General features: G+C 71.3%; 26 protein-coding genes and 1 tRNA gene. 11 read left to right on the forward strand and 16 right to left on the reverse strand.

Annotated features, from left to right (window positions below):
• The first annotated feature begins 36 nt into the window (after window positions 1-36).
• Window positions 37-1227, forward strand: a complete 1191-nt coding sequence (locus ABJI51_RS22065; protein ID WP_348953137.1) for a CaiB/BaiF CoA transferase family protein — start codon at window positions 37-39, stop codon at window positions 1225-1227.
• A gap of 55 nt (window positions 1228-1282) precedes the next feature.
• Window positions 1283-2551 carry an aminotransferase family protein gene (locus ABJI51_RS22070; protein ID WP_348953138.1) on the forward strand — a complete coding sequence of 423 codons (1269 nt, stop codon included), beginning with the start codon at window positions 1283-1285 and terminating at the stop codon, window positions 2549-2551.
• Window positions 2552-2820: 269 nt separating this feature from the next.
• Here ABJI51_RS22070 and ABJI51_RS22075 read toward each other — a convergent pair whose 3' ends face one another.
• The 6 genes from ABJI51_RS22075 to ABJI51_RS22100 form a co-directional block, all read right to left on the reverse strand.
• Window positions 2821-3237, reverse strand: coding sequence for a VOC family protein (locus ABJI51_RS22075; protein WP_348953529.1), 417 nt, complete (start codon window positions 3235-3237; stop codon window positions 2821-2823).
• The gene (locus ABJI51_RS22080) at window positions 3237-3434 is read right to left on the reverse strand and encodes a hypothetical protein (RefSeq protein WP_348953139.1); all 198 of its coding nucleotides are present in this window, start codon (window positions 3432-3434) and stop codon (window positions 3237-3239) included. The genes ABJI51_RS22075 and ABJI51_RS22080 overlap by 1 nt, the downstream gene beginning before the upstream one ends.
• 123 nt (window positions 3435-3557) lie before the next feature.
• On the reverse strand, window positions 3558-4061 hold the full coding sequence (locus tag ABJI51_RS22085; protein WP_348953140.1) for a GNAT family N-acetyltransferase: 504 nt from the start codon (window positions 4059-4061) through the stop codon (window positions 3558-3560).
• A gap of 30 nt (window positions 4062-4091) precedes the next feature.
• Window positions 4092-4877 (reverse strand): IclR family transcriptional regulator, encoded by a 786-nt coding sequence (locus tag ABJI51_RS22090; protein ID WP_348953530.1) that lies wholly within the window; start codon window positions 4875-4877, stop codon window positions 4092-4094.
• A gap of 153 nt (window positions 4878-5030) precedes the next feature.
• Window positions 5031-6551, reverse strand: coding sequence for a PH domain-containing protein (locus tag ABJI51_RS22095; protein WP_348953141.1), 1521 nt, complete (start codon window positions 6549-6551; stop codon window positions 5031-5033).
• Window positions 6548-7051 carry a PH domain-containing protein gene (locus tag ABJI51_RS22100; RefSeq protein ID WP_348953142.1) on the reverse strand — a complete coding sequence of 168 codons (504 nt, stop codon included), beginning with the start codon at window positions 7049-7051 and terminating at the stop codon, window positions 6548-6550. Before ABJI51_RS22100 ends, ABJI51_RS22095 begins: the two co-directional genes overlap by 4 nt.
• A gap of 174 nt (window positions 7052-7225) precedes the next feature.
• On the opposite strand from ABJI51_RS22100, the gene ABJI51_RS22105 reads away from it, so the two are divergent.
• Window positions 7226-8143, forward strand: a complete 918-nt coding sequence (locus tag ABJI51_RS22105) for a proteasome assembly chaperone family protein (protein ID WP_348953143.1) — start codon at window positions 7226-7228, stop codon at window positions 8141-8143.
• Entirely contained in the window at window positions 8143-8874 is a 732-nt protein-coding gene (locus tag ABJI51_RS22110) for a class I SAM-dependent methyltransferase (protein WP_348953144.1), read from the forward strand. The genes ABJI51_RS22105 and ABJI51_RS22110 overlap by 1 nt, the downstream gene beginning before the upstream one ends.
• Window positions 8875-8892: 18 nt before the next feature.
• Here the strand turns inward: ABJI51_RS22110 and ABJI51_RS22115 are convergent, their stop codons facing one another.
• Window positions 8893-9315 (reverse strand): MarR family winged helix-turn-helix transcriptional regulator, encoded by a 423-nt coding sequence (locus tag ABJI51_RS22115; RefSeq protein ID WP_348953145.1) that lies wholly within the window; start codon window positions 9313-9315, stop codon window positions 8893-8895.
• Window positions 9316-9379: 64 nt separating this feature from the next.
• Here ABJI51_RS22115 and ABJI51_RS22120 point away from each other — a divergent pair, with 64 nt between their 5' ends.
• Window positions 9380-9802, forward strand: coding sequence for a PaaI family thioesterase (locus ABJI51_RS22120; RefSeq protein ID WP_348953146.1), 423 nt, complete (start codon window positions 9380-9382; stop codon window positions 9800-9802).
• A 96-nt stretch (window positions 9803-9898) separates the two neighbouring features.
• On the opposite strand, the gene ABJI51_RS22125 is transcribed toward ABJI51_RS22120, so the two are convergent.
• Both ABJI51_RS22125 and ABJI51_RS22130 read right to left on the reverse strand, forming a co-directional pair.
• Window positions 9899-10885, reverse strand: coding sequence for an MCE family protein (locus tag ABJI51_RS22125; RefSeq protein WP_348953147.1), 987 nt, complete (start codon window positions 10883-10885; stop codon window positions 9899-9901).
• A gap of 70 nt (window positions 10886-10955) precedes the next feature.
• Window positions 10956-12146, reverse strand: a complete 1191-nt coding sequence (locus ABJI51_RS22130) for an FAD-dependent monooxygenase (RefSeq protein WP_348953148.1) — start codon at window positions 12144-12146, stop codon at window positions 10956-10958.
• 114 nt (window positions 12147-12260) lie between these two features.
• Between ABJI51_RS22130 and ABJI51_RS22135 the strand changes: the two genes are divergently transcribed.
• Window positions 12261-12911, forward strand: a complete 651-nt coding sequence (locus ABJI51_RS22135) for a TetR/AcrR family transcriptional regulator (protein WP_348953149.1) — start codon at window positions 12261-12263, stop codon at window positions 12909-12911.
• Window positions 12912-12914: 3 nt separating this feature from the next.
• Here the strand turns inward: ABJI51_RS22135 and ABJI51_RS22140 are convergent, their stop codons facing one another.
• A complete protein-coding gene (locus tag ABJI51_RS22140; protein WP_348953150.1) occupies window positions 12915-13190 on the reverse strand; it encodes a YggT family protein in 276 nt (91 codons plus the stop codon).
• A gap of 65 nt (window positions 13191-13255) precedes the next feature.
• On the reverse strand, window positions 13256-14167 hold the full coding sequence (locus ABJI51_RS22145; protein WP_348953151.1) for an SDR family NAD(P)-dependent oxidoreductase: 912 nt from the start codon (window positions 14165-14167) through the stop codon (window positions 13256-13258).
• A gap of 77 nt (window positions 14168-14244) precedes the next feature.
• Between ABJI51_RS22145 and ABJI51_RS22150 the strand changes: the two genes are divergently transcribed.
• Window positions 14245-14829: a TetR/AcrR family transcriptional regulator gene (locus tag ABJI51_RS22150; RefSeq protein WP_348953152.1), complete on the forward strand. Its 585-nt coding sequence runs from the start codon at window positions 14245-14247 to the stop codon at window positions 14827-14829.
• 100 nt (window positions 14830-14929) lie between these two features.
• On the opposite strand, the gene ABJI51_RS22155 is transcribed toward ABJI51_RS22150, so the two are convergent.
• Together ABJI51_RS22155 and ABJI51_RS22160 are read right to left on the reverse strand one after the other, a co-directional pair.
• A complete protein-coding gene (locus ABJI51_RS22155; RefSeq protein ID WP_348953153.1) occupies window positions 14930-16096 on the reverse strand; it encodes a right-handed parallel beta-helix repeat-containing protein in 1167 nt (388 codons plus the stop codon).
• A 174-nt stretch (window positions 16097-16270) separates the two neighbouring features.
• Entirely contained in the window at window positions 16271-16786 is a 516-nt protein-coding gene (locus tag ABJI51_RS22160; RefSeq protein WP_348953155.1) for a VOC family protein, read from the reverse strand.
• A gap of 78 nt (window positions 16787-16864) precedes the next feature.
• Between ABJI51_RS22160 and ABJI51_RS22165 the strand changes: the two genes are divergently transcribed.
• A complete protein-coding gene (locus tag ABJI51_RS22165; RefSeq protein WP_348953156.1) occupies window positions 16865-17605 on the forward strand; it encodes a PIG-L deacetylase family protein in 741 nt (246 codons plus the stop codon).
• 174 nt (window positions 17606-17779) lie between these two features.
• Window positions 17780-18130 carry a bleomycin resistance protein gene (locus tag ABJI51_RS22170; protein WP_348953157.1) on the forward strand — a complete coding sequence of 117 codons (351 nt, stop codon included), beginning with the start codon at window positions 17780-17782 and terminating at the stop codon, window positions 18128-18130.
• Between the two features lie 177 nt (window positions 18131-18307).
• On the opposite strand, the gene ABJI51_RS22175 is transcribed toward ABJI51_RS22170, so the two are convergent.
• The 3 genes from ABJI51_RS22175 to ABJI51_RS22185 all read right to left on the reverse strand — a co-directional run bounded on the left by ABJI51_RS22175 (window position 18308) and on the right by ABJI51_RS22185 (window position 20757).
• The gene (locus ABJI51_RS22175) at window positions 18308-19300 is read right to left on the reverse strand and encodes an aldo/keto reductase (protein WP_348953159.1); all 993 of its coding nucleotides are present in this window, start codon (window positions 19298-19300) and stop codon (window positions 18308-18310) included.
• 15 nt (window positions 19301-19315) lie between these two features.
• The gene (locus ABJI51_RS22180) at window positions 19316-20413 is read right to left on the reverse strand and encodes an NAD(P)/FAD-dependent oxidoreductase (protein ID WP_348953160.1); all 1098 of its coding nucleotides are present in this window, start codon (window positions 20411-20413) and stop codon (window positions 19316-19318) included.
• Window positions 20414-20684: 271 nt separating this feature from the next.
• Window positions 20685-20757, reverse strand: a tRNA-Arg gene (locus ABJI51_RS22185).
• A gap of 149 nt (window positions 20758-20906) precedes the next feature.
• On the opposite strand from ABJI51_RS22185, the gene ABJI51_RS22190 reads away from it, so the two are divergent.
• Window positions 20907-22007 (forward strand): epoxide hydrolase family protein, encoded by a 1101-nt coding sequence (locus tag ABJI51_RS22190; RefSeq protein WP_348953161.1) that lies wholly within the window; start codon window positions 20907-20909, stop codon window positions 22005-22007.
• Window positions 22008-22173: 166 nt separating this feature from the next.
• Entirely contained in the window at window positions 22174-23094 is a 921-nt protein-coding gene (locus tag ABJI51_RS22195) for a cation diffusion facilitator family transporter (RefSeq protein ID WP_348953162.1), read from the forward strand.

Consider the following 23094-nt stretch of genomic DNA (forward strand, 5'->3'; position numbering starts at 1 on the left):
AAGGGGCTGGACGCCGAGCCTGACGAGGAGCCGTTGATGCCCGCTGCCCCCGACGGATTCCGCCCGCTGGACGGGATCAAGGTCGTCGACCTCTCCCGCATCCTCGCCGGGCCGTACTGCACGCAGTACCTCGGCGAGATGGGCGCGGACGTGGTGAAGGTCGAGCCGCCGGGTAACGGCGACGACACCCGCGGCTGGGGACCGCCGTTCGTCGGCGGCGAGGCCGTCTACTACCTGGCCGCGAACCGCAACAAGCGCGGCATCGTGCTCGACCTCAAGAGCGACCGCGGGCGCGAGGCCCTGCGGCGGCTGGTCGCGGACGCCGACGTGCTCGTCGAGAACTTCCGCCCTGGCACGCTCGAGAAGTGGGGGCTGGGGTACGCCGTGCTGGCGGAGCTGAACCCGCGGCTGATCCACGTGTCGATCACCGGGTTCGGGCAGACCGGGCCGTACCGCGACCGCGCGGGCTACGACCTGGTCGCGCAGGCGCTCGGCGGCGTCATGTCGCTGACCGGCGAGCCCGACGGCGCGCCGGCGAAGGTCGGGCTGCCGGTGGCGGATCTGAACGCCGGGACGTGGGCGATCATCGCGGTGCTGATGGCACTGCAGGCCCGGCACACCACCGGCCGCGGCCAGTACCTCGACGTGTCCCTTCTGGACAGTCAGCTGGCCTGGCACGTCTACGCCGCGGGCGCGCACTTCTACGACACGCCGCGGCCGCGCCGGATGGGCTCGGCGCACCCGAGCATCGTGCCGTACCAGGCCTACGCCGTCGCGGACGGCTGGCTGATCATCGCGGTGGGCAGCGAGAAGCTGTGGCAGGCGTTCTGCGGGGTGCTGGACCTGGACATCGCGGCGGACCCGCGGTTCGCGTCGAACGCCGCCCGCGCGGACCACCGCGACGCCCTCAACGCCGTGCTGGAGCCGGTGCTGCGGACCCGCACGGCCGCGGAGTGGCTGAAGGCCTTCGAGGCGGCGGGCATCCCGGCGGCGCCGATCAACGAGATCGACGACGTCTACGCGGACCCGTGGACGGCCGCGCGTGACCAGGTGGTCCGCCTGCCGCACCCGACGGTGGGAACCTACGTCGGCACCGGATTCCCGGTGAAGGCGTCGGACACCCCGGCCCGGCCGGTGTCCGCCCCGCCGACGCTGGGCCAGCACACCGCGGAAGTCCTCGCGGAGCTGGGGTACTCGCCGGAGGAGATCGCGCAGTTCCTGGACTGACTTCGCGCTCGCCGCCGCGCACTGGTAGGGATGGGGACAGGACTGAGGAGGACCGATGGCAGCACAGCACGCCCTCTGGCACCCGTTCGCCGACATGGGCGCGGTCGACGGCGACCGGATGGTCATCACCCGGGGTGAGGGCTCGTACGTCTGGGACGATGCGGGCCGCCGGTACTTCGACGCGACGGCGTCGCTCTGGTACGCGAACTTCGGCCACGGCCGTCCCGAGATCACCGAGGCGGTCTCCCGCCAGCTGGCGACGCTGGATTCGTGGAACCTGTTCGGCTACAACGCCAGCCGTCCGGCGATCGAGCTGGCGGACCGCGTCGCCGAGCTGGCGCCGGTACCGGGGTCGAAGGTGTTCTTCGGCTCGGGCGGCGGCGACGTCATCGACACGGCGGTGAAGCTGGCGCGGGCATACTTCGCGCAGACGGGGCGCCCGGAGAAGGTCCACGTGATCGGCCGGACCCAGGGCTACCACGGAACACACGGCTTCGGCACGGCGGTCGGCGGCATCCCGGCGAACGCGGCAGGCGTCGGCCCGCAGCCCCCGGAGTTCTCACACGTACCGTTCGACAGCGCGGCGGCGCTGGAGGCGGAGATCCAGCGGGTGGGCGCGGCACGGGTGGCGGCGTTCTTCTGCGAGCCGGTGATCGGCGCGGGCGGGGTACTGCTCCCGCCGGAGGGGTATCTCGAGGAGGCGGCGGCGATCTGCCGCCGTCACGACGTGCTGTTCGTGGCGGACTGCGTGATCGCGGCCTGGGGCAGGCTCGGCACGTGGTTCGGCATCGACCGCTGGCCGGTGCAGCCGGACATGATCACGACGGCGAAGGGCATCACGGGCGGAACGATCCCGCTGGGTGCACTGGTGGTGGCTCCTCGGGTGGCAGAGCCGTTCTTCACGGGTTCCCCGGGCGCACCGGTCTTCCGCCACGGCGCGACGTACGCGGGCCACCCGGTGGCATGCGCGGCGGGCTTGGCAACACTGGACATCTACGAGCGAGAAAAGCTGATCCCCCGCGGCCGCGAGCTGGAGAAGCCGTTGGCCGACGCGGTCTCGGCGGTGACGGGACACCCGCTGGTCGCCGAGGTCCGAGCGGGCCTGGGTTTCCTGGCGGCGGTGGAGCTGACGGCGGAGGTTTTGGACGCGGACCCGGGCGCACCGGTGAAGCTGCAGCGAGCCTGCCGCGACGAGGGCGTGATCGTGCGCAACCTCGGGCGCGGTGTGGCGGTGTCGCCGCCGCTGGTGGCGGGGGAGGCGGAGCTGGATTTGCTGGCGTCGGCGTTGCCGAAGGCACTGGACAGCCTGGCGGCGCAGAGCTGAGGTGAGCTGCGGCACCGGTGGGTGCCGGTGCTGTCGTGTCATGAACGACTCGTTCATGTCGTCCGACGTCATGAACGAGTCGTTCATGACGTTGGGGGCCGGAGCCAGAGCCGAGCCGTTGGTGCCAGGGCCTGGCGTGCCGGGGCGGGTCTCCCGAGACTCGCGTGCTTGAGGCCGCAACTCGCGTGGTCGGGCCCGGAACTCGCGTGATCGGGCCCGGAACCGGCGGCGACCCCCTGCCCGCCGCCGGTCCGCGCCTACCTCACGGCTCACGAAATGCAGAACTCGTTGCCCTCCGGGTCCGCGACCGTCACCCAGCTGTGTGGCCCCTGCCGCCCCCGCCACAGGTACGTTGCGCCGCGGGACTTGAGCTTCTCCAGCGTTGCCTCGACGTTGTCCGCTCCCACCCACACGTCGATGTGGAGCCGGTTCTTCACCGTCTTCGCCTCTGGGACCTCCTGGAAGAGGATCCGGCGGGGCGGGCCGTCCGGGGGCGAGTCCGGGTGGCGGATCGCCGCGCCCGTTCGCCAGACCAGCTTTCCGCGGTATGTGCGGGTTTCCTCCTCCTTCGCGTACCCCTTCGCGATCATCTCGCGGACGAAGTCCTCGTCCGTCGGTTCCACCGGCCAGCCGAGCGTCTCGGCCCACCAGTCGGCGAGCACGTGCGGGTCGGCCGAATCCACCACTACCTGGAAGTCATACGCCATACCGGCACGTTAACGACCGAGTCCGACATTTTCCGGAGCGCGGGCTGCTCCGGCACCACCGTGAAGCGCCACTTGTCCACGCCGCCGCCCATGATCTCCGCGTAGCGGCGGGCGCCGTCGGCGTTGGCGAAACGCACCTGCTGGCCGTTCGTCAGGTGGGTGATCTTGACCGCCATGACAACCTCCCGAAGTCTGTGGGCCGGCCCGCGGAGCTTCCCCCTCCGGGACCGGCCCGCACAGTAGAACACATGTTCGACACCCGCGCCAAGTGGATCCCCCGGAAAGGGGAGAAAGCCAGCTCAGAGGGGCCGGATCATCGCGACGCGCGGCCAGGCGTCCAGGCCGCGGGCCGCCTCCTCGCGGCGGATCGCCCGCAGCCCGTCGCCAATTTCCTCGTCCGCGAGCACCCGGAACCGCAGCCGCTCGTAGTAGGGCGCGTTCCACGGCACCTCCGCGAACGTCGTCAGCGTCAACGCCGGCAGGCCCCGCTCGCCGGCCCAGCCGGCGAGTGTTTCGATGAGCGCGCGGCCGAGCGCGCGCCGCGTGCATTCCGGCCGGACCGAGACCTGCTCGATGTGCGCGCACCCGTCGACGACGTCCGCGAGGAGGTAGGCCACCGGACGGTCGTCCTCGCCGGTGCTCACCCACGCGCGCCCGTCAACCTGGTACACCGCCAGTTCCGCCACCGAACCCGGGTCGTCGTCGGCGATCGCGGTCATGCCGATGGCGCGGAAGAGGCTGCCCGCCGCGCGTTCGATGTCCACCAGTGCGGGCAGGTCGCCGGGACGCGCGAGTCGGATCACCCCGGCATTTTCACGCCCGATGCGGGATTCTCACAGCGAATAAGCCGCGATCGTGCGCTGGATGCGGGCCGCGTACTCCTGCAGGGTCGTGATCGCGGCGCGCCGGGCGTCGTCGGTGATCCGGGCGGCGGGCCCGGCCAGGCTCAGCACGGTGGGCCGCCTGCCGGGTGCCAGTACCGGCACCGAGCAGGCCCAGACGCCTTCGTCGATTTCTCCGGAACTGACCGAATAGCCGTTTTCGAGTGCGCGTTTCAGCTCCTCGCGCAGCCCGGGGCCGCGCAGCTCGGTGATGGCGGGCAGCCGCCGGTCGCGTTCCATTTCGGGCAGCAGGGCGAGCAGCATCTTGCCGGACGCGCCGAGCCCGAGCGGGATCGAATGCCCCGGCTCGAAGGTGAACCGCATGGCGCGGTCACACTCGACGCGGTCGGCGCACACGGCGCTGTCGCCGAACTGCTGGAACAGCATCACCGTCTCGCCGAGTTCCCGCGCCGCCGACTCCATCGACGGTTTCGCCAGCCGCACGAGGTCGTTGGCCAGCTGCGCCGCCCGCGCCAGCGGCATCACCTGGCTGGTCAGGTGGTAGTGCCCGGCCCGGCCCTCTTCGAGCAGCTGAAGTTCCTTGAGCAGGGCCACGTAGCGGTACGTCGTCGCGACCGGGGTGCCGATCGTCGCGGCCAGTTCGGCGACGCTGGCCTCCCACCGGCTCTCGGAAAAGGCGAGCAGCAGCTGCAGGACCTTCCGGGAACTGCTGGCACCGGGGGTGCGGCGGGGGACTGTGGCGGCGGAACCGTCGACCGTACTGACGGCAGGCGTCATCATGACCTCTCGGTGGGGGTGACCGTCCTCGCTATCACGCGCGGTGAATAAATTAGCACGGTGTGTGAATCGAAGGCCAGGCATTCCCGCATGCGGTGAAATTCCACCGGAACACGCCGATCCGATTTTTCTTGTAGTACTCGAATGCGCGCGTCAGTCCCGGGTGAGGAACGGCGTGAGCAGCCCAGGGACCGCCTGATCGGCCAGCGCGAGCCCGTCGGCTTCGCCGATGTCGACCACCCGGTAGCGCCCCTTGCCCGCGGCGACCGGGGCGGTCACGGTCACCAGCCCGGCCCGCCGCTGGAAGTACGAGCGCTCGACGACGATCCCGGTCATCCCGTCGCAGCGGACCACTGCCGTGCTGCGGTCCAGTGAGCCCGAACGCGTCACCAGGTACCGCCCGGCCCGTGCGTGCCCGAGGCTGCGGTAGCGGTCCCAGCCCACGAGCGCGGCGAACGGCAGCAGCACCAGCGCCGCCTGCCACGGCCAGTCCGGCAGGGCGCCGAGCCACGCCAGGCCCGACAGCGCCGCGGCGAGCAGGAGCACGCTCACCACGGCACGGGACAGCCGCCGGTACAGCGCGCGGCGGGGATGGCGGACCAGCGGCGTCGCGGCCGGGTCTTCGCCGAGGACCTCCGCGACGACCTCGTGCGCACGCCCGGCCGGGGCGGGCGGGAGCAGCAGGCTGCCGCTCTTGTCCGCGCCCTTGCCCTCGCGGAGGCCGCCGGCGATGGCCACGACGCGGGCGCCGCCTGCCAGCCGCAGCGGCAGTGGCTCGCGGATTTCCGCGCCACGCAGGCGGTCCTCCTCGATCGACACCGAGCGGGTCGTGATCAGGCCGCGGCGGACGTGCAGGGTGCCCGCGGGCTCGCGGGTGAGCCGGAAGTTCCAGAACGAGAGCACGTACCCCGCGATCGACAGCACCGACACGAGCACCAGCAGCCCGGCCGCGGCGAGCACCAGGCTCAGCCACACCGGGGTGTCGGCGAAGTGCCCGACGACCGTCTGGACCAGCGAGAACCGGATCGGGTCGAAGTGCAGTTCGTGCGCGAAGTGGTAGACGGTGCCGACGGCGGCGCCGACCACCGCCAGCCCCGACAGCGTGAACGGCGCGTACCGCACCCACTTCTTCTCCACCGCGGCCACCAGCTGCTCCGGCGGGACGGCGGCGGTCTCCGTCGCTACGGCCTCCTTGCGGTGCAGCAGCAGGGTCCGCAGCCGCTGGGCTTCGGCGACGGTGACGGCGTCGAGGACCAGCTCGTCCTTGCCGGGACCCTGGCCGTGCGCGTGCCGCCCGGTGCCGATCCGCGCGGCGGCGAGGGAGAACAGCCGGTGCTTCGGCTCCGACGTGACGTCGACCGTGCGGATCCGGTCGCGCGGGATGGCCCGCTGCTTGCGCAGCAGCAGCCCGGTGTGCCACTCGACCTGTGACCCGGTGATCCGGTAGCGCGAGGTCAGCACGTGCGAGACGCCGGTGCACACGGCGATCGCGGTGAACACGAGACCCGCCCACTGCCACGGCTCGCCCTGGCCGAACAGCAGCGCGCCCAGCAGCACCGGCAGCGACTTCACCAGGTCCAGCACCGGCCGGATGAGCAGCATGCGCCGGTCGAGGTGGTGCCACGGCGCGTCCTGCGTGCCTTCGGCGGGCGGCGTCACGACTTCGGTGCTCACGTCGCGTCCCCGCGGACGGCCTGGGTCGTCTTCGTCAGCTCGCCGGCCAGCGCGAGCGCGCGGTCGTGCGCCAGGCCGGCGATGCGCAGCGGGCCCGCCGCGGACGCCGTCGTCACCGTGATCTTCGCCAGCCCGAACAGCTGCTCCAGCGGGTCCCGCTCGATGTCGACGGTCTGGATCCGCGAGACCGGCGCGATCCGCCACTCCTGCTTCAGCCACCCCGACTGCGTGTAGACGGCTTCGCCGGTGACCTCCCAGCGGTGCACGCGGTACCGCCACTGGGGCATCACCAGCAGGTGCAGCGGGCCGAGCACGCACGAGACCACCAGCGTCACGTCGAAGAACGCCGGCGGGTCGTCGCTGGTCACCACGATCAGTGCCTGCACCCCGATCAGGACGATCCAGAGGAGCGCGGCGGTCGCCGTCCAGTACCCGATGGCCCGGCGGCTGACCCGGTGCGCCGGGGGCCGCAGCCGCACCGCCGTGGTGTGTTCGTTCACGGTTCAAGCGTGCCCGATCGGAGGCTTGCGCGCCCACGACAAGTGTCACGTCGCCGATCCGCGCCGCGGCTCGTCGCCGGGCGTTACGATCGGTGACACCGCCGGAGGAATGGAATCCCCGTCGGGGTGTGTTGTGCTTGAAGCATCGATCCATGGGGCAAGCAGGAGGATCCGGTGGGACTCGATCCCGACGACCTGTACGAGGTGGACTCGGACGTCCCCGACCTGACCGGGGCGGTGCTGCTGCACCACTTCGAGGGGTTCATGGACGCGGGCTCGGCGGGCCGCCTGCTGGCCGAGCACCTGCTGGGCGGGGACCACCGGGTGGTCGCCCGCTTCGACGTCGACCGGCTCATCGACTACCGCTCACGGCGGCCGGCGATGACCTACGCGGTCGACCACTGGGAGGACTACGACGCGCCCGAACTGGTGGTGCACCTGCTGCACGACACCGACGAGACACCGTTCCTGCTGCTGACCGGCCCGGAGCCGGACCACGACTGGGAGCGGTTCTGCCGGGCCGTCCGCAACCTGATCGAGCGCTGGGGCGTCCGGCTGACGGCCGGGTTCCACGGCATCCCGATGGGCGCGCCGCACACGCGCCCGCTCGGCGTCACCGCGCACGCCACCCGCCGGGACCTCGTGGGCGAGCACCAGCCGCTGCCGAACCGGCTGCAGGTGCCGGGCAGCCTGGCGGCGCTGCTGGAGTACCGGCTCGGCGAGTGGGGGCACGACGCCATGGGTTTCGCCGCGCACGTGCCGCACTACCTGGCCCAGTCGACGTACCCGGCGGCGTCGCTGATCGTGCTCGACGCGCTGAGCCGCGCGACCGGGCTCAGCCTGGCCGAGGGCGAGCTGCGCGCGGCCGCGGAACTCGCCGACGCGGAGATCAACCGGCAGGTCGCGGAGTCCGACGAGGTCGCCGACGTCGTCCGCGCGCTGGAGCGGCAGTACGACACGTTCGTCGAAGCTTCGGAGCGGGACAGCCTGCTCGCGGAGACCGTCGAGCACATGCCCACGGCGGAGGAGCTCGGTTCGCAGTTCGAGCGGTTCCTCGCCGAGCAGAACGGCGGCGACGGGTCCGAGCGCTGATGGCGCGCTACGACGAGATCGGCGTCGGCTACGCGCAGGGGCGGCGGACGGATCCGCGGTGGCTGACGCCGGTGCTCGAAGCACTGGGTGACGCGTCGTCGGTGCTCGACGTCGGATCCGGGACGGGCTCGTACGAGCCGCCGGGGCGGCGGGTGGTCGCGGTCGAGCCGTCGGCGGAGATGATCCGGCAGCGGTCGCCGGAGGCGGCGCCGGTCGTGCAGGCGGTCGCGGAGGCACTGCCGTTCGCCGACGCGACGTTCGACGCGACGCTGGCGGTGCTGACCGTCCACCACTGGCCGGGCTGGCGCGAAGGGCTCGCCGAGCTGCGCCGCGTGGCGTCGCGGCGGGTGGTGCTGGCCTACGACACCGCGGTGCACAGCGACTTCTGGTTCGTGCGCGAGTACGTGCCGGAGGTCGCCGCGCTGGAGGCGTCACGGCCGTCGGCACCGGAGATCGCGGACGCACTGGACGCGGTTTCGGTCATCGAGCTGCCGGTGCCGTGGGACTTCACGGACGGCGTGTTCCCGGCGTACTGGCGGCGGCCCGAGGCCTACCTCGACCCGGTGGTGCAGCGGTCGTGTTCGGCCCTCGCGCAGACCGCGCCCGAGGCGGTGGAGCGCGGGGTGACGCGGCTGCGGGACGACCTGGCGTCCGGCCGGTGGGCGGCGGAACACGCCGAGCTGCTGGACCTGCCGGAGTGGGACGCGGGGTTCCGGCTGATCGTCGCCTAGCGGCTCACCACTCCCGGCTCACCACTCCCGGCTCGCCAGCAGGCCGACGGCTTCGGCGGTGTGCCGGAAGCCGTCCTCGCCCAGCACCGCACGCAGCCGGGCGTTGAACTCTTCGATCTCCGGGGTGACGCGGGCCAGCGCTTCCTCGCCCGCCCGCGTCAGCTCCAGGACCACCGCGCGGTGCTCGCTCGGGTGGGCGCGCCTGCAGAGCAGGCCCGCGTCGGACAGCCGGGTGACCATGGCCGTCACCGCCGATTCGCGCTGGCCGAGCCGTGCGGCGAGAGCTCGCTGGGTCAGCCCGCCTTCGCGGACGGCGAAGAGCGCGCCGAGCTGGGCGGTGGTGATCCCGGCCGCGGCGAGGCAGCGGCGGTCGGCGGCCACGCGCAGCCGGTGGGCGGCCTGCTGGAGCAGGAAGAACAGGCGCTGGTCGGGTTCGGGCACGCCCCGATCTTGACAGCAGGGGCGGCTCCGCGTCATCCTCGCTTCACTAGTGAAGTGAGGATGCATGCTCGATCTCGCAGCAGCCCGCGAAGGGCTGGCAAGCCAGCCGTTCAGCCGCCTCCTCGGCGCCCGCCTGACCGGCTTCGGCGACGGCGCGGCCACGCTCGAACTGGACATCCGCGAAGAACTCCAGCAGCAGAACGGCTTTCTCCACGGCGGCGTGCTGGCCTACGCCGCCGACAACGCGCTGACCTTCGCGGCGGGCACCGTGCTCGGCCCGGCACTGCTCACCGCCGGCTTCACGATCGACTACCTGCGCCCGGCGACGGGCGTGACCCTGCGGGCGGACGCCGTCGTCGTGCGGGCCGGGCGGTCCGGGGCCACCTGCCGGTGTGATCTGTACACAGTGGACGGAGACGGCGATGCCGTACTGTGCGCGGCCGCACAGGGGAGTGCGCGGGTGGTGCGGAGCGCCGTCGCGGGATGACTGGCGGTCGCGAGCGCATGAACGACTCGTTCATGCGCTCCGACGACAGGAAAGAGTCGTTCATGTCGTCCCGGCACCGCCGTGGCCCGGGCGACCCTAGCCGTGGCAGCCTTCCTCGTTGAGCGGCCCGAGCGACGGCAGGATGAGCCCGCACAGGTAGCCGTCGATGAACCGGCCGCTGCCTGCGATGTTCGTGCCGAACCGGACCAGCGGCGCGAGTCCCCGGATGCCCGCGGCGAGCGCGTCCTGGTTGCGCTGCAGCATCGACGTCAGCCGGTCGAGCTGGGTGAGCAGCGGGCCGAGCTGCGCCTCGTTCTCGCCGATCAGCCCGGACAGTTCGGCCGCCAGCCGCCGCGAGCCGTCGAGCAGGGAGCCGATCGCGGCCTCGCGGTCGCTCACCTCCGCGAGCAGCCGGTTGCCGTCGCTCAGAAGCCGCTGCACCACGGCGTCGCGGTCGGCGAGCGTCCGTGACACCGTGCGTGTGTTGGCCAGCAGGGCGGTGAGCTGCCGGTCGCGGGAGGCCAGCGAATCCGACAGCCGCGACAGCCCGGTCAGCGCGGCGCGGACGCTCTGCGGCGTGTTCGCCAGCGTCGCCGAAAGAGTGTCGAAGCTCTTCGCCAGCTGCGTGGTGTCGATCCGGTCCACAGTGGACGAAAGTGCGCCGAACGCCGCGAGGATGTCGTAGGGAACGCTGGTGCGGGACCGGGGGATCGGCTGCCCCGGATCCAGGGGGTGCTCGCCCTGCGGGTCGAGGGCGAGGAACTTCTGGCCCAGCACGGTCTTCAGCCGGATCGCCGCGCCCGTCGTGTCGCCCAGCCACGCGTCCTTGGCCTTGAACGTGACGACCACGTGGTCGCCGCGCAGCCGGACGGCCGACACCCGGCCGACCTTCACCCCGGCGACGCGCACGTCGTTGCCCTCGGCCAGCCCGGCCGCTTCGCTGAACTCCGCCGAGTAGGTCGTCCCGTCGCCGAGGACCGGCAGGGAACGCGCGTTCAGCGCGGTGAGCACACCCAGGGCCAGCACGGTCAGGCCGGCGAGCGCCGTCCTGACCGGGGAGTCCGCGGCCCAGCGTATTGACATGGTGTCAAGAGTGACGCACGCCACGCCGGGCCGCCAGCGGAGTAACCCGAAGGAAGGAAGATCGCGCTGCTCACGCCGCCGTGAGCGCGGGGTACTCGCGGTACTCCAGCGCGTTGGCCGCGCGGTCGGTCATCCAGAGGAAGACCCGGCCGAACACCCGAGTGCTCACCATCCGGTAGGCGCGGTTGCGGCTGCGGATCTTCGCCGCCGTCCGGGGTGCCAGGAAGTTGCCGGAACCCTTGCCGTTCTTCTGCCCGATGGTGGCCGGTTTGCGCAACCGCTGCTCGTACTTCGCGAACGCCGTCTCGTGATCGCCACCCGCCGCGGCGAGTTCGCCGGCCAGTACCTGGGCGCCCATCATCGCGAGCCCGGTGCCGGACCCGCCCGGCCCGGCGCACCAGGCGGCGTCGCCGAGCAGCACGACCCGGCCCTTCGACCAGCGGTCGAGGTGGATCTGGCTGATCGCGTCGACGTACAGGTCGTCGGCCCCGGCCAGCGCTTCGAGCAACCGCGGCATTTCCCAGCCGGTGTCCCCGAACAGCTGCCCGAGCAGGGCGCGCTGCTCGGCGGGGGTCCGGCGGTGGAACCCGACGTCGTCGGCGGCGAAGACCAGGCCGACGTGCAGCCGGTCCGCCAGCCGGTGGCTGCCCACGGTCAGCCCGCGGCCCGGCTCGTTGTACATGATGCTGGTGTGGTCGAGCCCGAGGTGGTTGGGCGCGGTGTAGCCGGCGATGCCGAAGCCGAGGTCGCGGCGGAAGTCCCGCTCGGGCCCGAACGCCGCGGCCCGCACGCCGGAGTGGACGCCGTCGGCGCCGACGACCAGGTCGAACTTCCGCGGCGCCCCGTGCCGGAAGGTGACTTCGACGCCGTCGGCGGTCTCGGTGAGGCCGGTGACGCGGTCGCCGAAGACGTACTCGGTGTGCTCCGCGGTGTGCTCGTACAGGATCCGCGCGAGGTCGCCACGCAGGATCTCGACCTCCCCGCTCCACGCGGCGCCAGGCACGGTCAGCAGGGGCCGCGCGTCGAGGCCGAGCAGCGTCTGGTCGCCCATCGCCGTCTCGTACCGGCGGACGTCGGCGAGCAGGCCCATCGCCTCCAGCAGCTTCACCTGCTCACCGCGGAAGTCGACGGCCTGGCCACCGGGCCGCAGGGCGGGCGCGGCTTCGACGACGGTCACGCGGTAGCCGCCGCGGTGCAGCCACCAGGCGGCGGACGGGCCGGCGATGCCTGCTCCGGAGACGAGCACGGTCTTGGTGGTCATCAGGGGTTCCTCTCGGGTCGGGTACTGCCGGATCCGAGAGTGCTGACCGCCGCTGACGGTTCCCGCACCGTCCGCTGACCGGTGGGGTGCGCGCGCCGTCGCTAACATGACGCGGTGGACCGCTCCGCCGAAGGCCGGATCCCCGAGGACGGCGAGGAGATCGTCGAAGCGCGCATCCTGGGAGCCGCCGCGCACCTCATTGCCGAGGAGGGGTTCGGACGGCTGAAGATCGGTGCCGTCTGCGCCCGCTCCGGGTACGCGCGGTCGGTGGTCTTCCAGCACTTCGGCGACAAGGAAGGGCTGGGGCGACGGCTGATCGAATACGCCGTCGCGGAGTTCACCGACGCCTACAGCGAGGCCGTCGCCGCGCGGACCGGGGCGGCGGCCGCGACGCCGATGGACATGCTGCGCGCGCTGCTGGACATCATCTTCGAGCTGATCCGCACGATGCCGACGCTCAACCAGGCGTTCCTGGCGCTGTGGGGCGACGGCGCGGCGGAGTACTCGGCCCTGCGCGGCGCGCTGACCGAGGCCGACCGCCGGTTCCGGTTCGCCATCGCCCAGACCGTCGCCAGCGGGGTCGCGGACGGCTCCATCACCGGCGTCCACGACCCGGACTCCTACGCCTCGGCGCTGCTGGCCCAGCTGCGCGGGATCTCGATGCAGGCGCTGATCGACCCGGACGGCGTCGACCTGCGCGGGCTGCGGGCCGAGCTGGAGCGCAGCGTCGACCGGCTGTCCGCGGGTTTCCGCGGCACGCTGTAACTGCTAGAGCGCGAACACGATGCTGCGCAGCACGATCACGCCGACGAAGACCAGCGTGAACGCGAGGTCGAGCGAAATGCCGCCGATCCGCACCGGCCGCACCACCCGCCGCACCGGCCCGATCACCGGCTCGGTGGCCGAGTAGGCGAGACTGCGCGCCCGCCGCGCCCACGGCGGCGTGTCGGCCACCATCCCGACCCAGTCCAGCACCATCCGCGCGACGAGCACGAGCAGGTACAGGCTCAGCGCGAACCCCAGCAGCGTCCCTAGTGCACCCATGGTCCCTCCGTTCTCCTACCACCAGAACGTGCGGCGGGAGCCCGGAAGTGCCGGATCCGTCCGGTTCACAGCATTTCAACAGGTTCGAGCGCGCACAGCTCTCGCCACAGCTGCTCTTCGCGGTCGAGGTCGTAGGACTCCGGGGCCGACGGCGTCACCCTCCGGCGGTCGACATACGCGCCGCTCTCGCCCGGGCGCGGACCGGTGACGGCCTCGGCGAGCAGCTCACCCGCCGAGGCCGCGGACATGGCGAACGGTGTTGCGATCAGTGCGTGCATCACTGTTCGCGAGAAGAACCGCACGACGGGACCGGCGTCGCGGACGAGGCCGGTGCCGGGGACGTAGCCGGGGTTGAAGGTGTAGACGTCGACGCCCTCCGGCAGCCGCCGGGCCAGTGCGTGCACGAGGTGGACGACGGCCAGCTTGCTGGTCGAGTAGGCCCGGCGGCCGTCGGCCGCGGTGCGTTCGCCGGGACGCGGGCTGGCCAGCTCCGCGACCGGTTCCCAGCGCGGCGCGGGCACCATGCCCAGGTTGTGCCGCAGATCGCCGAAGTGGGTGTCGCTGCCGGTCAGCACGATCCGGCCCGGCGCGGTGAAGCGGGCCCACAGCAGGCGCACGAGCAGGAAGTTGGCCAGGACGTTCACCGCGAAGGTCGGCTCGATGCCGTCCGCGGTGGCGCAGGCGCGGCTGGTCAGCTGCAGCCCGGCATTGCCGGCGAAGCCGTGCAACGGCGGCAGCGCGCCGCTGTCGAGCCGATCCGCCAGGTCGGCGGCGGTGGCGCGGATGGCCGCTGCCGAGGTGAGGTCGCAGGTCAGCGCCGTCACGTTCGGGTTCCCGGTGCTCGCGCGCAGGTCGTCGGCGAGTGTCCCGCCGCGCGCGGTCACGACGAGGTGGACGTCCGGACGGCGGCGGAGGATCCGCTCGGCGGCGATCCGGCCCAGCCCCCGGCTCGCGCCGGTCATCAGCAGGGTCTGCACGACGTCCTCCTCGGACTCGATTCCAAATGGTACTCAGTACCGTACGGGATCTGGTCCGGCGTCGCTAGGATGCGGCCATGACCGAGCAGGTGCCGCTGCGCGAGCGCAAAAGGCGGCGCGTCCAGGAGGCGATCGTCGACGCGGCGTTCGAGCTGTTCGCCGAACGGGGCTTCGCGGACGTGACGGTGACGGAGATCGCCGAGCGCGCGGAGGTCGGCCGGACGACGTTCTTCCGCTACTTCGGCGACAAGCAGGAGGTCCTGTTCGTCGAAGAGCAGAACCTGCTCGACGTCCTCCGCGCGGCACCGCCGCCGGCACCGGGGCCGCCGACGTTCCGCGAAGCACTGGAAGAGGCCAGGGCGGCGGTCGACGTGATGTGCCGGACGGTGACGGCGGACCGGGAGCGGTACCGGCTGCACGAAAAGCTGGTGGCGGAGAACGAAGAGCTGCACGACCGCAGCGAGCGCAAGCTGCTGAACCTGACCGACGCCATGGCGAGCCGCCTGACAGCGCGCGGAATGGTACCGGCGGAAGCGGCACTGGCGGCACACGTGGGACTGGCCTGTTTCCGCGCGGGCCATGCGGCGGCGGACGGCGACCCGGCGGCCTTGGGGCGCGCGGTGGACGACGCGTTCGCGGTGCTGCTGCGCGAAGTGCACTGAGCCGGCCGGGGGGGGGGGGGGGGGGCCCCCCCCCCCCCCCCCCGCGCGGGGGGGGGGGGCCCCCCCCCCCCCCCCCCCCCCCCCCCCCCGGTCCGGGGGGTCAGCCGAAAGTGACCACGAGCCTGCCATCGGAGGCGAAGGACCACTTCAGCGTGCCCGCGTAGGCGGCGCACCGGGAACCGTTCTTGCCGGTCCAGAACTGGTCGGAGCCGTCGACGCTGCCTGCGGTCTTGTCGTTCGAGCCGCCACTGGCGAAGCGGCACGAAGTGTCGTTGCGGAACACCGAAGTCCCGGTGTCGAAGGAGAAGTTGCGCTCGGCGTTGTCGATGCCGACGTTGTCCGTGACGGTCATCGAGCCGGGGTTGCTGTTGTAGGTGAACCCGTGGTGCCCGTTGCGGTAGGCGATGTCCCGCCGGACGATGTGGTTCACCGCGATCTTGTCGCCGCCGAGCTTGTAGCCGTTGCGGTCGCCGTTCTTGTTCACCGTGCCGTTGCTCAGGGTGCCGTTGGCGTAGGCGAGGGAGTCCTCGATGGTCACCGGGCCGATCGGGCCGGTGTCGGTCTTGGTGTAGAGGTCCCAGCCGTCGTCGATGTTGTTGTGGGAGACGTCGTAGCGGAACACGTTGCCGGGCCCGGCGGTCAGTTTCGCCGCGAAACCGTCGGCGTCCTCGCCGTCGGAATCGGCGTTGTCGTGCGATTCCGAGCTGACGACCAGGTTGTTCGACGGCCACTGGTCCTTCGGCGTGCTGGAGGACATCCGGGAGATCTGCAGGCCGGAGTCGCGGTTGTAGCGGGTCACCACGCGTTCGATGACATTGTTGCTGCCCCCGACGAAGATGCCGTTGTCGCCCGCGCGCTCGACGACGATCCCGGCCACACGCCAGTACGACGCGTTCAGGGCCAGGCCGCGGTTGGCCGGGTCCTCCTTCATGGCCGAGAAGTTGAGCACGGGCTTCTCGCTCCCGTACGCCGACAGTGTCTTGCGAGCGCTGGAGGTCCCGCTGTTGCCCGGCGCGATGGTGATCGTCTGGCTGAAGGAATAGGTGCCGCCCCGCAGCGAGATCGTGCCACCGGCGCCGACGCGGCCGAGCGCCGACGTCAGGGTCGTCGGGTCGGCGAGGGTGCCGGCGGCGGAGTCCTTGCCGCCGGGGGCCACGTACAGCGTGGTGGCCGCGGCCGCCGACGGCGGGGCCAGCGCCGCGATCGTGACCAGTGCGGCGCCTGCTGCAAGCGCTTTCCTGCCGTGACTGCTTCCGTACGAACCCATGCACGCCTCCTTGCGGGCAAGAATCACCGATGCCGGAAACCCCTTGTGCGGGGCGGGATCTTTCGGTGAGGCGACGGTAGCACCGGGTGGCGGGCGTCCGACTGGGCCAAGCGGGTCGTCTGCACTGAAAACGCTTTCAGTGCAGACCGCTCCCGCAGGAAAGCGCTTGCGAGGTCAGGGGTTGGCCACTGCGCTCGCCCGGCCGTGTGCCCGTCCGCTGAGTTCGGCGTCCAGGGTTTCCTGGGCGAACCGCATCTGCTCCTGGTACCGGGGCTCGTTCAGCCGTCGCATGCCCTCTTCCGGCGCCACGGTTTCGACCATGGCGGTGATCCACCAGATGTTGCCGAACGGGTCGCGCACCCGGCCGCCCCGCTGGCCGAAGGCGTTGTCGGACAACGCGGTCACCTCGCGGGCGCCTGCCTTGATGGCGGCGGTGTAGGCGACGTCGGCGTCGGGCACGAAGACACGCAGCAGCGACGGCAGTTCGGGCCAGTCGTCGTGCTGGTCGAAGGCGAGGACGACGGTGTCGCCGATCCGGATTTCGGCGTGCCCGATGCTGCCGTCCTCGAGCGGTACCCGGCCGAGTTCGACGCCGTCGAAGGCGGCGGTGACGAAGTCCAGCAGCGCGCCGGTGTCCTTGGTGACGACCCAGGGCGCAACGGTGGTGTAGCCGGCGGGGGTGGCGGTCATGGCGGGTTCCTTTCGCGTTGGTACCGGCACGCTATCCACCGTTCAGGCCAGATCCTGACCTAATGCAGGATGTGAGCCATGACACTGCCTGCGCTTCCCGAGGAGTCGTTCCGCCGCGTGCTGTGCGTGGCCGCCCACCCCGACGACATGGAGTACGGCACGTCGGCGGCGGTGGCCCGCTGGACGGCCCGCGGCATCGAGGTCGGCTACCTGCTGCTCACCAGGGGCGAGGCGGGCATGCCGAACCCGCCGGAGGAGACGGCCCGCCTGCGCGTGGCCGAGCAGCGGGCGGCGTGCGCCGCGGTGGGGGTGGAGCACCTGACCGTCCTGGAGCACCCGGACGGCGTCCTGGTCTACGGCCTGGACCTGCGCCGCGACATCTGCCGCGAGATCCGCCGCTTCAAGCCGGACGTGGTGTTCGGCCCGTCGTACGAAATCGAGACACCGTACGGTTTCGACCAGGCCGACCACCGCGCGGCAGGCCTGGCCACGCTCGACGCACTACGCGACGCGGGCAACCGCTGGGTGTTCCCGGAGCAGATCGACGACGAGGGCCTCGAACCCCACTCGCCGCGCTGGTACCTGACACCGGGCATCAAGGAAGCAACGCACGGAGTGGACGTCACAGGAGAGCCCCTGCGCCGCGGCGTGGCCTCCCTGGAGGCCCACGCGGCGTACCTGGCGGCCCTCCCGGACCACCCGGCCCCGGCGGACTTCATCCCCCGGTTCGCGGCCATGAGCGGCAAGGCCATGGGGGTGGAGCACGCGGTGTTGTTCCGGGCGTTCGACCTGCAGGCACCGCCCGACTTCGAGGACTGACCGCCCTGGCCCCCGACGCCGTCTTCACCGTGCGCACATACGCCACGAGAGACAGCCTGGAACCGGCCGCTCAGTGCGCAGATTTTCGCCGTTCACACGACGAAACCGCAGCTCAACAGCCAGCACCCTACCCAAGATCAGCGATCTTGAGCCAAATTCAGGTAGGGTGACGAAATGGTCATGCGGGTGGCGATTCCCGTGCTGCCGTGCCGAGATGTGCAGGCAGCGCGGTCGTACTTCACGGACACGCTCGGATTCGACACCATATTCACCTGGGAGACCCCACCCAGCTACGCGGCCGTGATCCGCGATACCGCCGAGTTCCACCTGTACGCCGAAAGCAGCGTCAGCCCGGCCAGGGTGACGGTTATCGTCGACGACGTCGATTCCTGCCACGACGAGCTGCGCGCCCGCGGCGCCGACATCGTCGAGCCACTGGCTGACCGGCCCTACGGGATGCGCGACTTCAACGTACGGACACCCGACGGGCACTTGTTGATCTTCAGCCAGCCGCTTACCGAGTAAGGTTGACCAAGCCAGGACGGCGCTTTCAGCTCGTACGCGCTGGGCCTGGCCGCGCTGACCGTGGTCGCCGCGGGCACTCTCGCCCGGGCGGCCCCAGCTCAGGGAACGCTGAGACCGCCCGGCAGGAGCGCCGTCCCCGCGGGACGAAGAGCACGGACAACGTCCGGCCTTTCGTGATCACCAGGCGTACGCCTCGGGGGCGGGCTTGGTCCCGTTCGGCGCGGGTGGTGGGAACAGCGTGTCCAGCCTGGTCAGGGTGTCCTCGTCGAGCGTGATGGTCAGTGCGCGCAGCGAGCCGTCTAGCTGGGCGACCGTGCGTGGGCCGATGATCGGACCGGTCACGCCGTCCTGGGCGAGCAACCACGCCAGCCCGACGTGGGCCGGGTCCTCACCGAGGTCGGCGCACAGCTGCTCGTACGCCTCGATGGTCTCCCGGTGTTCGGCGAGCGCGGCGGCCGAGCGTGGCGAGTTGCCGCGGGCGGCGCCGCCCTCCTTCTGCTTGCGCAGCACACCGCCGAGCACGCCACCGTGTAGTGGCGACCACGGGATCACGCCGAGCCCGTAGTGCCGCGCGGCGGGCAGCACCTCCAGCTCGACCCAGCGGGCCATCAGGTTGTAGATCGACTGTTCGGAGACCAGCCCGAGGAAGTGCCGCGACCGGGCGGCCTCCTGCGCCTGCGCGATGTGCCAGCCCGCGAAGTTGGACGAGCCGAAGTAGAGCACCTTTCCTTGCTGGCGAAGAACGCTGAACGCCTCCCAGATCTCCTCCCACGGCGTGTTCCGGTCGACGTGGTGCATCTGGTACAGGTCGATGTGGTCGGTCCGCAGCCGCCGGAGTGAGGCGTCGGCCGCGCGCCGGATGTTCAGCGCGGACAGGAACGACTCGTTCGGCCACTCTCCTGTCGGGAGGTAGAGCTTGGTGGCCAGCACGGTCTTCTCCCGCCGGGCGCCGCCCGTGGCGAACCACCGGCCGATGATCTCCTCGGTGACTCCGTCGCCCGGCCGCACGCCGTACACGTTGGCCGTGTCGAAGAAGTTGATGCCGTGCTCGTGCGCGCGATCCATGATCGCGTGACTGTCCTCTTCGGACGTGTGCGGTCCGAAGTTCATGGTGCCGAGCACGAGCCGGGACACGGAAAGGCCGCTGCGGCCGAGGTGTGTGTACTCCATGGTGGACAATTCCTTTCAGGCAGCGGTGGGACCGAACTGCTCGACGAAGCGGCCGGTGAACAGGTCGGTGCCCTTGTACGCGGAAACCGTCTCGGTCGACACGACGGATGGTCCGTCCGGTGCGGGCAGCTGGCCGACACCGCCACGCGGCCCGAGCGGCAGGAGAATCATCGGGTGCGGCAGCGGCCGGTAGGTGGCCGACGGCTGCTCGCCGCGCAGCTGTGCGGCGATGTTCTTCGCCACGACTTCGGCGTGCTGCATCGCATAGCCGGCCATCTTGGCCTCGGGGACGTCGGTGATGTCGCCGACCGCGTAGACGTTGTCGTGCCCCTTGACGTTGAGGGTCTCGGTCACGGGCACCTGTCCTGCCGGGGTGCGGGTGGTGAGCCGCCCGTCGGAGAGGTAGTCGCTGTTGACCCGCACGCCGTGGGCACGGAACCAGATGTCGGCGGTGATCTCGGCGCCACCGGTGGTCGTGACGGTGAACGTGCCCGCCTGCCCGGCCTCGGTCGGCGGCGCGGCGGTCAGGCCGGCGCCCAGCCGTAGCTCGATGCCCCTTTCGCCGAGCTGGCGGTGCAGGTCCTGGACCATCTCCGGGGCGAAGGCGGGCAACAGCCGCTCGGCCGGATCGACGATGGTGACGCGCTTGCCGGGCCAGACCTCCTTGATCTCGCCGGCCAGCTCCAGGCCGACCGGCCCGGCACCGAGGATCAGCACCCGCTCGGCGCCGGCCAGTTCCTTGTGGGTCCGGCGGAAGTCGTCCATCGCCTCGGCGGCGGAATCCGCGGTGGGCTTGGCCGGGTAGGCGTAGCTGGAGCCGGTGGCCAGGACGAGGTAGTCCGCCTCGACCCGGCGGCCGGAGGCCAGCGTGACGCCGGCGGGATCGGCCGAGATCGCGCGGTCGCGAATCACCGTACCCCGCGTGAGCAGCGTGTCGAAGGGGAAGAACATGTTGCCCGCCCAGTCCGGCTGCGTGACCGCGCGCAGCGATCCCGCCGCGTTGACGAACGAGTCCCGGGGATCGATGAGCACGACGTCGGCCTCGTTCTCCAACGCCTTCGCGACCGACGCGCCTCCGTAGCCACCACCGACGACCACGACTCCACGACTCATGGGTTCATCCTCCATCAAGTTAAGTTCGTACTACGAATCATATTGGTTCGTAGTACGAACTGCAAGTGTGACGTGGCCGGACAAGGCGAGAGAACTGGATCACGGGGGAGTGCGACGCCGTCCGGCGTCGAAGAGAAACTAAGCCTGATCGGGCTGCGCCGGGCGGACCGGCCATGGGTCGGGCCGACGCGAAACAGGCGGGCTGCTGGTACTCACACCTTGAAGGTGTCTTCGAGTAACCGGCAGCCCGCCTGTCGACGTGGTCTGTACGTGCCCTCGGCAGGATTCGAACCTGCGACACCTGCCTCCGGAGGGCAGTGCTCTATCCCCTGAGCTACGAGGGCCCATCGCTGGGCGACTCCGAAAGCTTAGCGCATCCCCGACAGCCTCCGCGGGCAGGTGCCCCCATCGGTGTTTCCCCTGGTCAACGGGAGGAAGTTGATCGATCCGGCGGACCGTCGCTAGCTTGGGAACCCCACCTGAAGGAGCCGAGATGGCCGAGCCGTTCCAGGTAGCTCTCGACGAGACCGATGTCGCCGATCTGCGGGAGCGGTTGCGGCGGACGCGGTGGCCCGAGGCCGAGACCGTCGGGGACTGGTCTCAGGGCGTTCCGCTCGCTTACGTGCGGGAACTGTGCCGGGACTGGGGTGAGGAGTACGACTTCGGGTTCGCGCGGCGGCTGAATGCCTTTCCGCAGTTCCGGGCCACCGTCGACGGGGTCGGGCTGCACTTCGTGCACCTTCGGTCACCGGAACCCGATGCTCTTCCGCTCGTGCTCACCCACGGCTGGCCCGGGTCCGTGCTGGAGTTCCTCGACGTCTTCGGGCCGCTGGCTGATCCGCGGGGGCATGGCGGGGATCCCGCCGACGCCTTCCACGTCGTGGCGCCGTCGCTGCCCGGGTTCGGGTGGAGTGACAAGCCCGCGCTGAAAGTTTCCCGGGTGGCCGAACTGTGGGACCGGCTGATGACGTCGCTCGGCTACGACCGCTACGGCGCTCAGGGCGGCGACTGGGGTGCTGCCGTGTCCAACGCGCTCGCGCGGACCGGGCGGGTGGCCGGGGTGCACGTCAACTTCCCGCTCGTGCGGATGGGGGAGGGCGAGCTGACGCCGTCGGAGCGGCGCGCGCTGGACGATCTCGAAGAGTTCCGGCGGACCGGGTCCGGCTACTCCGCGCAGCAGCGCACCCGGCCGCAGACGCTCGGCTACGGGCTCACCGACTCGCCGGCCGGGCAGGCTGCGTGGATTGCCGAGAAGTTCTGGGCGTGGACCGACAACAAGGGGCACCCCGAGGACGCCGTCGACCGGCAGCGGATCCTCGACGCCGTCTCCGTCTACTGGTTCACCGCCACGGCCGCCTCGTCGGCGCGGATGTACTGGGAGAACGCCGAGGCCGACCTGTCCACTGTGGATGTTCCGGCCGGGATTTCGGTGTTCCCGAAGGAGATCGTGCGGCCGTCGCGTCGTCAGGCCGAACAGCGGTACACCGATCTGCGGTGGTTCGAGGAGCTGCCCGTCGGCGGGCACTTCGCCGCGCTCGAACAGCCCGGGCTGTTCGTCGAGCAGGTCCGGGGGTTCTTCCGGCTGGTGCGGTAGCCGCGAAGCGTGACGAGTCCCACTGGGCGGACACCCCGCCTGGTGGATTGGACCGCGACGGCCTCCGGGGTAGCTTTCGGGTGGGTGAACTTAGGGTGCCCTCTGTTGCATATATGCGCATCCGACTATATGTTTGCCGGGCTGGTGAACGGGGAACGGAGGCGGAATGGGGCACGGACACGGCCACGGGCACACGATGGCGCCGTCGAGCGCGTCGGGCCGGTATGTGCGCAGCCTGGGCATCGCCCTGGGTGTCGGCGCCGGCTTCATGGTGCTCGAGTTCGTGGTCGGCTTCACGACCGGCTCGCTGGCCCTGATCTCCGACGCCGCGCACATGTTCACCGACGTCCTCGGGGTCGGCATGGCCCTGACGGCGATCGTCCTCGCGCGCCGCAGCAGCCCCACCGTCAGCCGCACCTTCGGCCTCTACCGGGCGGAAGTGCTGGCCGCGCTCGCCAACGCCGTCCTGCTGTTCGGCGTCGCCGGCTACGTCCTGGTCGAGGCGATCGGCCGGATCGGCGACCCGCCCGCGGTGCCGGGCCTGCCCGTGCTGCTGGCCGCCGCGGCCGGTCTCGTGGCCAACGTCGTGTCGTTCGCCGTGCTGCGCTCGGGGGCGAAGGAAAGCCTCAACGTCCGCGGCGCCTACCTCGAAGTGCTGGCCGACCTGATCGGCTCGGTCGGCGTGCTGGTCAGCGGCGCGCTGACGCTGCTGACGGGCTGGCGCTACGCCGACCCGATCATCGGCGTCGCGATCGGGCTGTTCGTGCTGCCCCGCACGTGGACGCTGGCCCGCCGGGCCCTGCGCATCCTCTTCCAGCACGCGCCACAGGGCGTCGACGTCGGAGCCATCAACGCCGAGCTGGCGGCGCTGCCGGGCGTGGCGGACGTGCACGACCTGCACGTCTGGACGCTCACCTCGGGCATGGAGGTGGCCTCGGCCCACCTGACGCTCGCGCCGCCCGCGAAGCAGTCGGACGTGCTGACCGAGGCGCAGAACCTGCTGGCCTCCCGGTACGCGATCGAGCACGCGACCCTGCAGGTCGAGGCGCCGCAGTGCGCCCGCCGCTGCCAGGAACTCTCCTGGTAG

The sequence above is a fragment of the Amycolatopsis melonis genome, assembly GCF_040064235.1.
GTDB classification, from domain to species: Bacteria; Actinomycetota; Actinomycetes; order Mycobacteriales; family Pseudonocardiaceae; genus Amycolatopsis; species Amycolatopsis melonis.

Bases quoted from the DNA above. Each gene is read 5' to 3' on its own strand.
- ABJI51_RS22065 (WP_348953137.1), top strand. From the start codon at position 37: ATGCCCGCTGCCCCCGACGGATTCCGCCCGCTGGACGGGATCAAGGTC.
- ABJI51_RS22070 (WP_348953138.1), top strand. From the start codon at position 1,283: ATGGCAGCACAGCACGCCCTCTGGCACCCGTTCGCCGACATGGGCGCG.
- ABJI51_RS22080 (WP_348953139.1), bottom strand. From the start codon at position 3,434: ATGGCGGTCAAGATCACCCACCTGACGAACGGCCAGCAGGTGCGTTTC.
- ABJI51_RS22090 (WP_348953530.1), bottom strand. From the start codon at position 4,877: ATGACGCCTGCCGTCAGTACGGTCGACGGTTCCGCCGCCACAGTCCCC.
- ABJI51_RS22110 (WP_348953144.1), top strand. From the start codon at position 8,143: ATGGCGCGCTACGACGAGATCGGCGTCGGCTACGCGCAGGGGCGGCGG.
- ABJI51_RS22120 (WP_348953146.1), top strand. From the start codon at position 9,380: ATGCTCGATCTCGCAGCAGCCCGCGAAGGGCTGGCAAGCCAGCCGTTC.
- ABJI51_RS22125 (WP_348953147.1), bottom strand. From the start codon at position 10,885: ATGTCAATACGCTGGGCCGCGGACTCCCCGGTCAGGACGGCGCTCGCC.
- ABJI51_RS22130 (WP_348953148.1), bottom strand. From the start codon at position 12,146: ATGACCACCAAGACCGTGCTCGTCTCCGGAGCAGGCATCGCCGGCCCG.
- ABJI51_RS22140 (WP_348953150.1), bottom strand. From the start codon at position 13,190: ATGGGTGCACTAGGGACGCTGCTGGGGTTCGCGCTGAGCCTGTACCTG.
- ABJI51_RS22150 (WP_348953152.1), top strand. From the start codon at position 14,245: ATGACCGAGCAGGTGCCGCTGCGCGAGCGCAAAAGGCGGCGCGTCCAG.
- ABJI51_RS22155 (WP_348953153.1), bottom strand. From the start codon at position 16,096: ATGGGTTCGTACGGAAGCAGTCACGGCAGGAAAGCGCTTGCAGCAGGC.
- ABJI51_RS22160 (WP_348953155.1), bottom strand. From the start codon at position 16,786: ATGACCGCCACCCCCGCCGGCTACACCACCGTTGCGCCCTGGGTCGTC.
- ABJI51_RS22165 (WP_348953156.1), top strand. From the start codon at position 16,865: ATGACACTGCCTGCGCTTCCCGAGGAGTCGTTCCGCCGCGTGCTGTGC.
- ABJI51_RS22170 (WP_348953157.1), top strand. From the start codon at position 17,780: ATGGTCATGCGGGTGGCGATTCCCGTGCTGCCGTGCCGAGATGTGCAG.
- ABJI51_RS22175 (WP_348953159.1), bottom strand. From the start codon at position 19,300: ATGGAGTACACACACCTCGGCCGCAGCGGCCTTTCCGTGTCCCGGCTC.
- ABJI51_RS22180 (WP_348953160.1), bottom strand. From the start codon at position 20,413: ATGAGTCGTGGAGTCGTGGTCGTCGGTGGTGGCTACGGAGGCGCGTCG.
- ABJI51_RS22190 (WP_348953161.1), top strand. From the start codon at position 20,907: ATGGCCGAGCCGTTCCAGGTAGCTCTCGACGAGACCGATGTCGCCGAT.
- ABJI51_RS22195 (WP_348953162.1), top strand. From the start codon at position 22,174: ATGGGGCACGGACACGGCCACGGGCACACGATGGCGCCGTCGAGCGCG.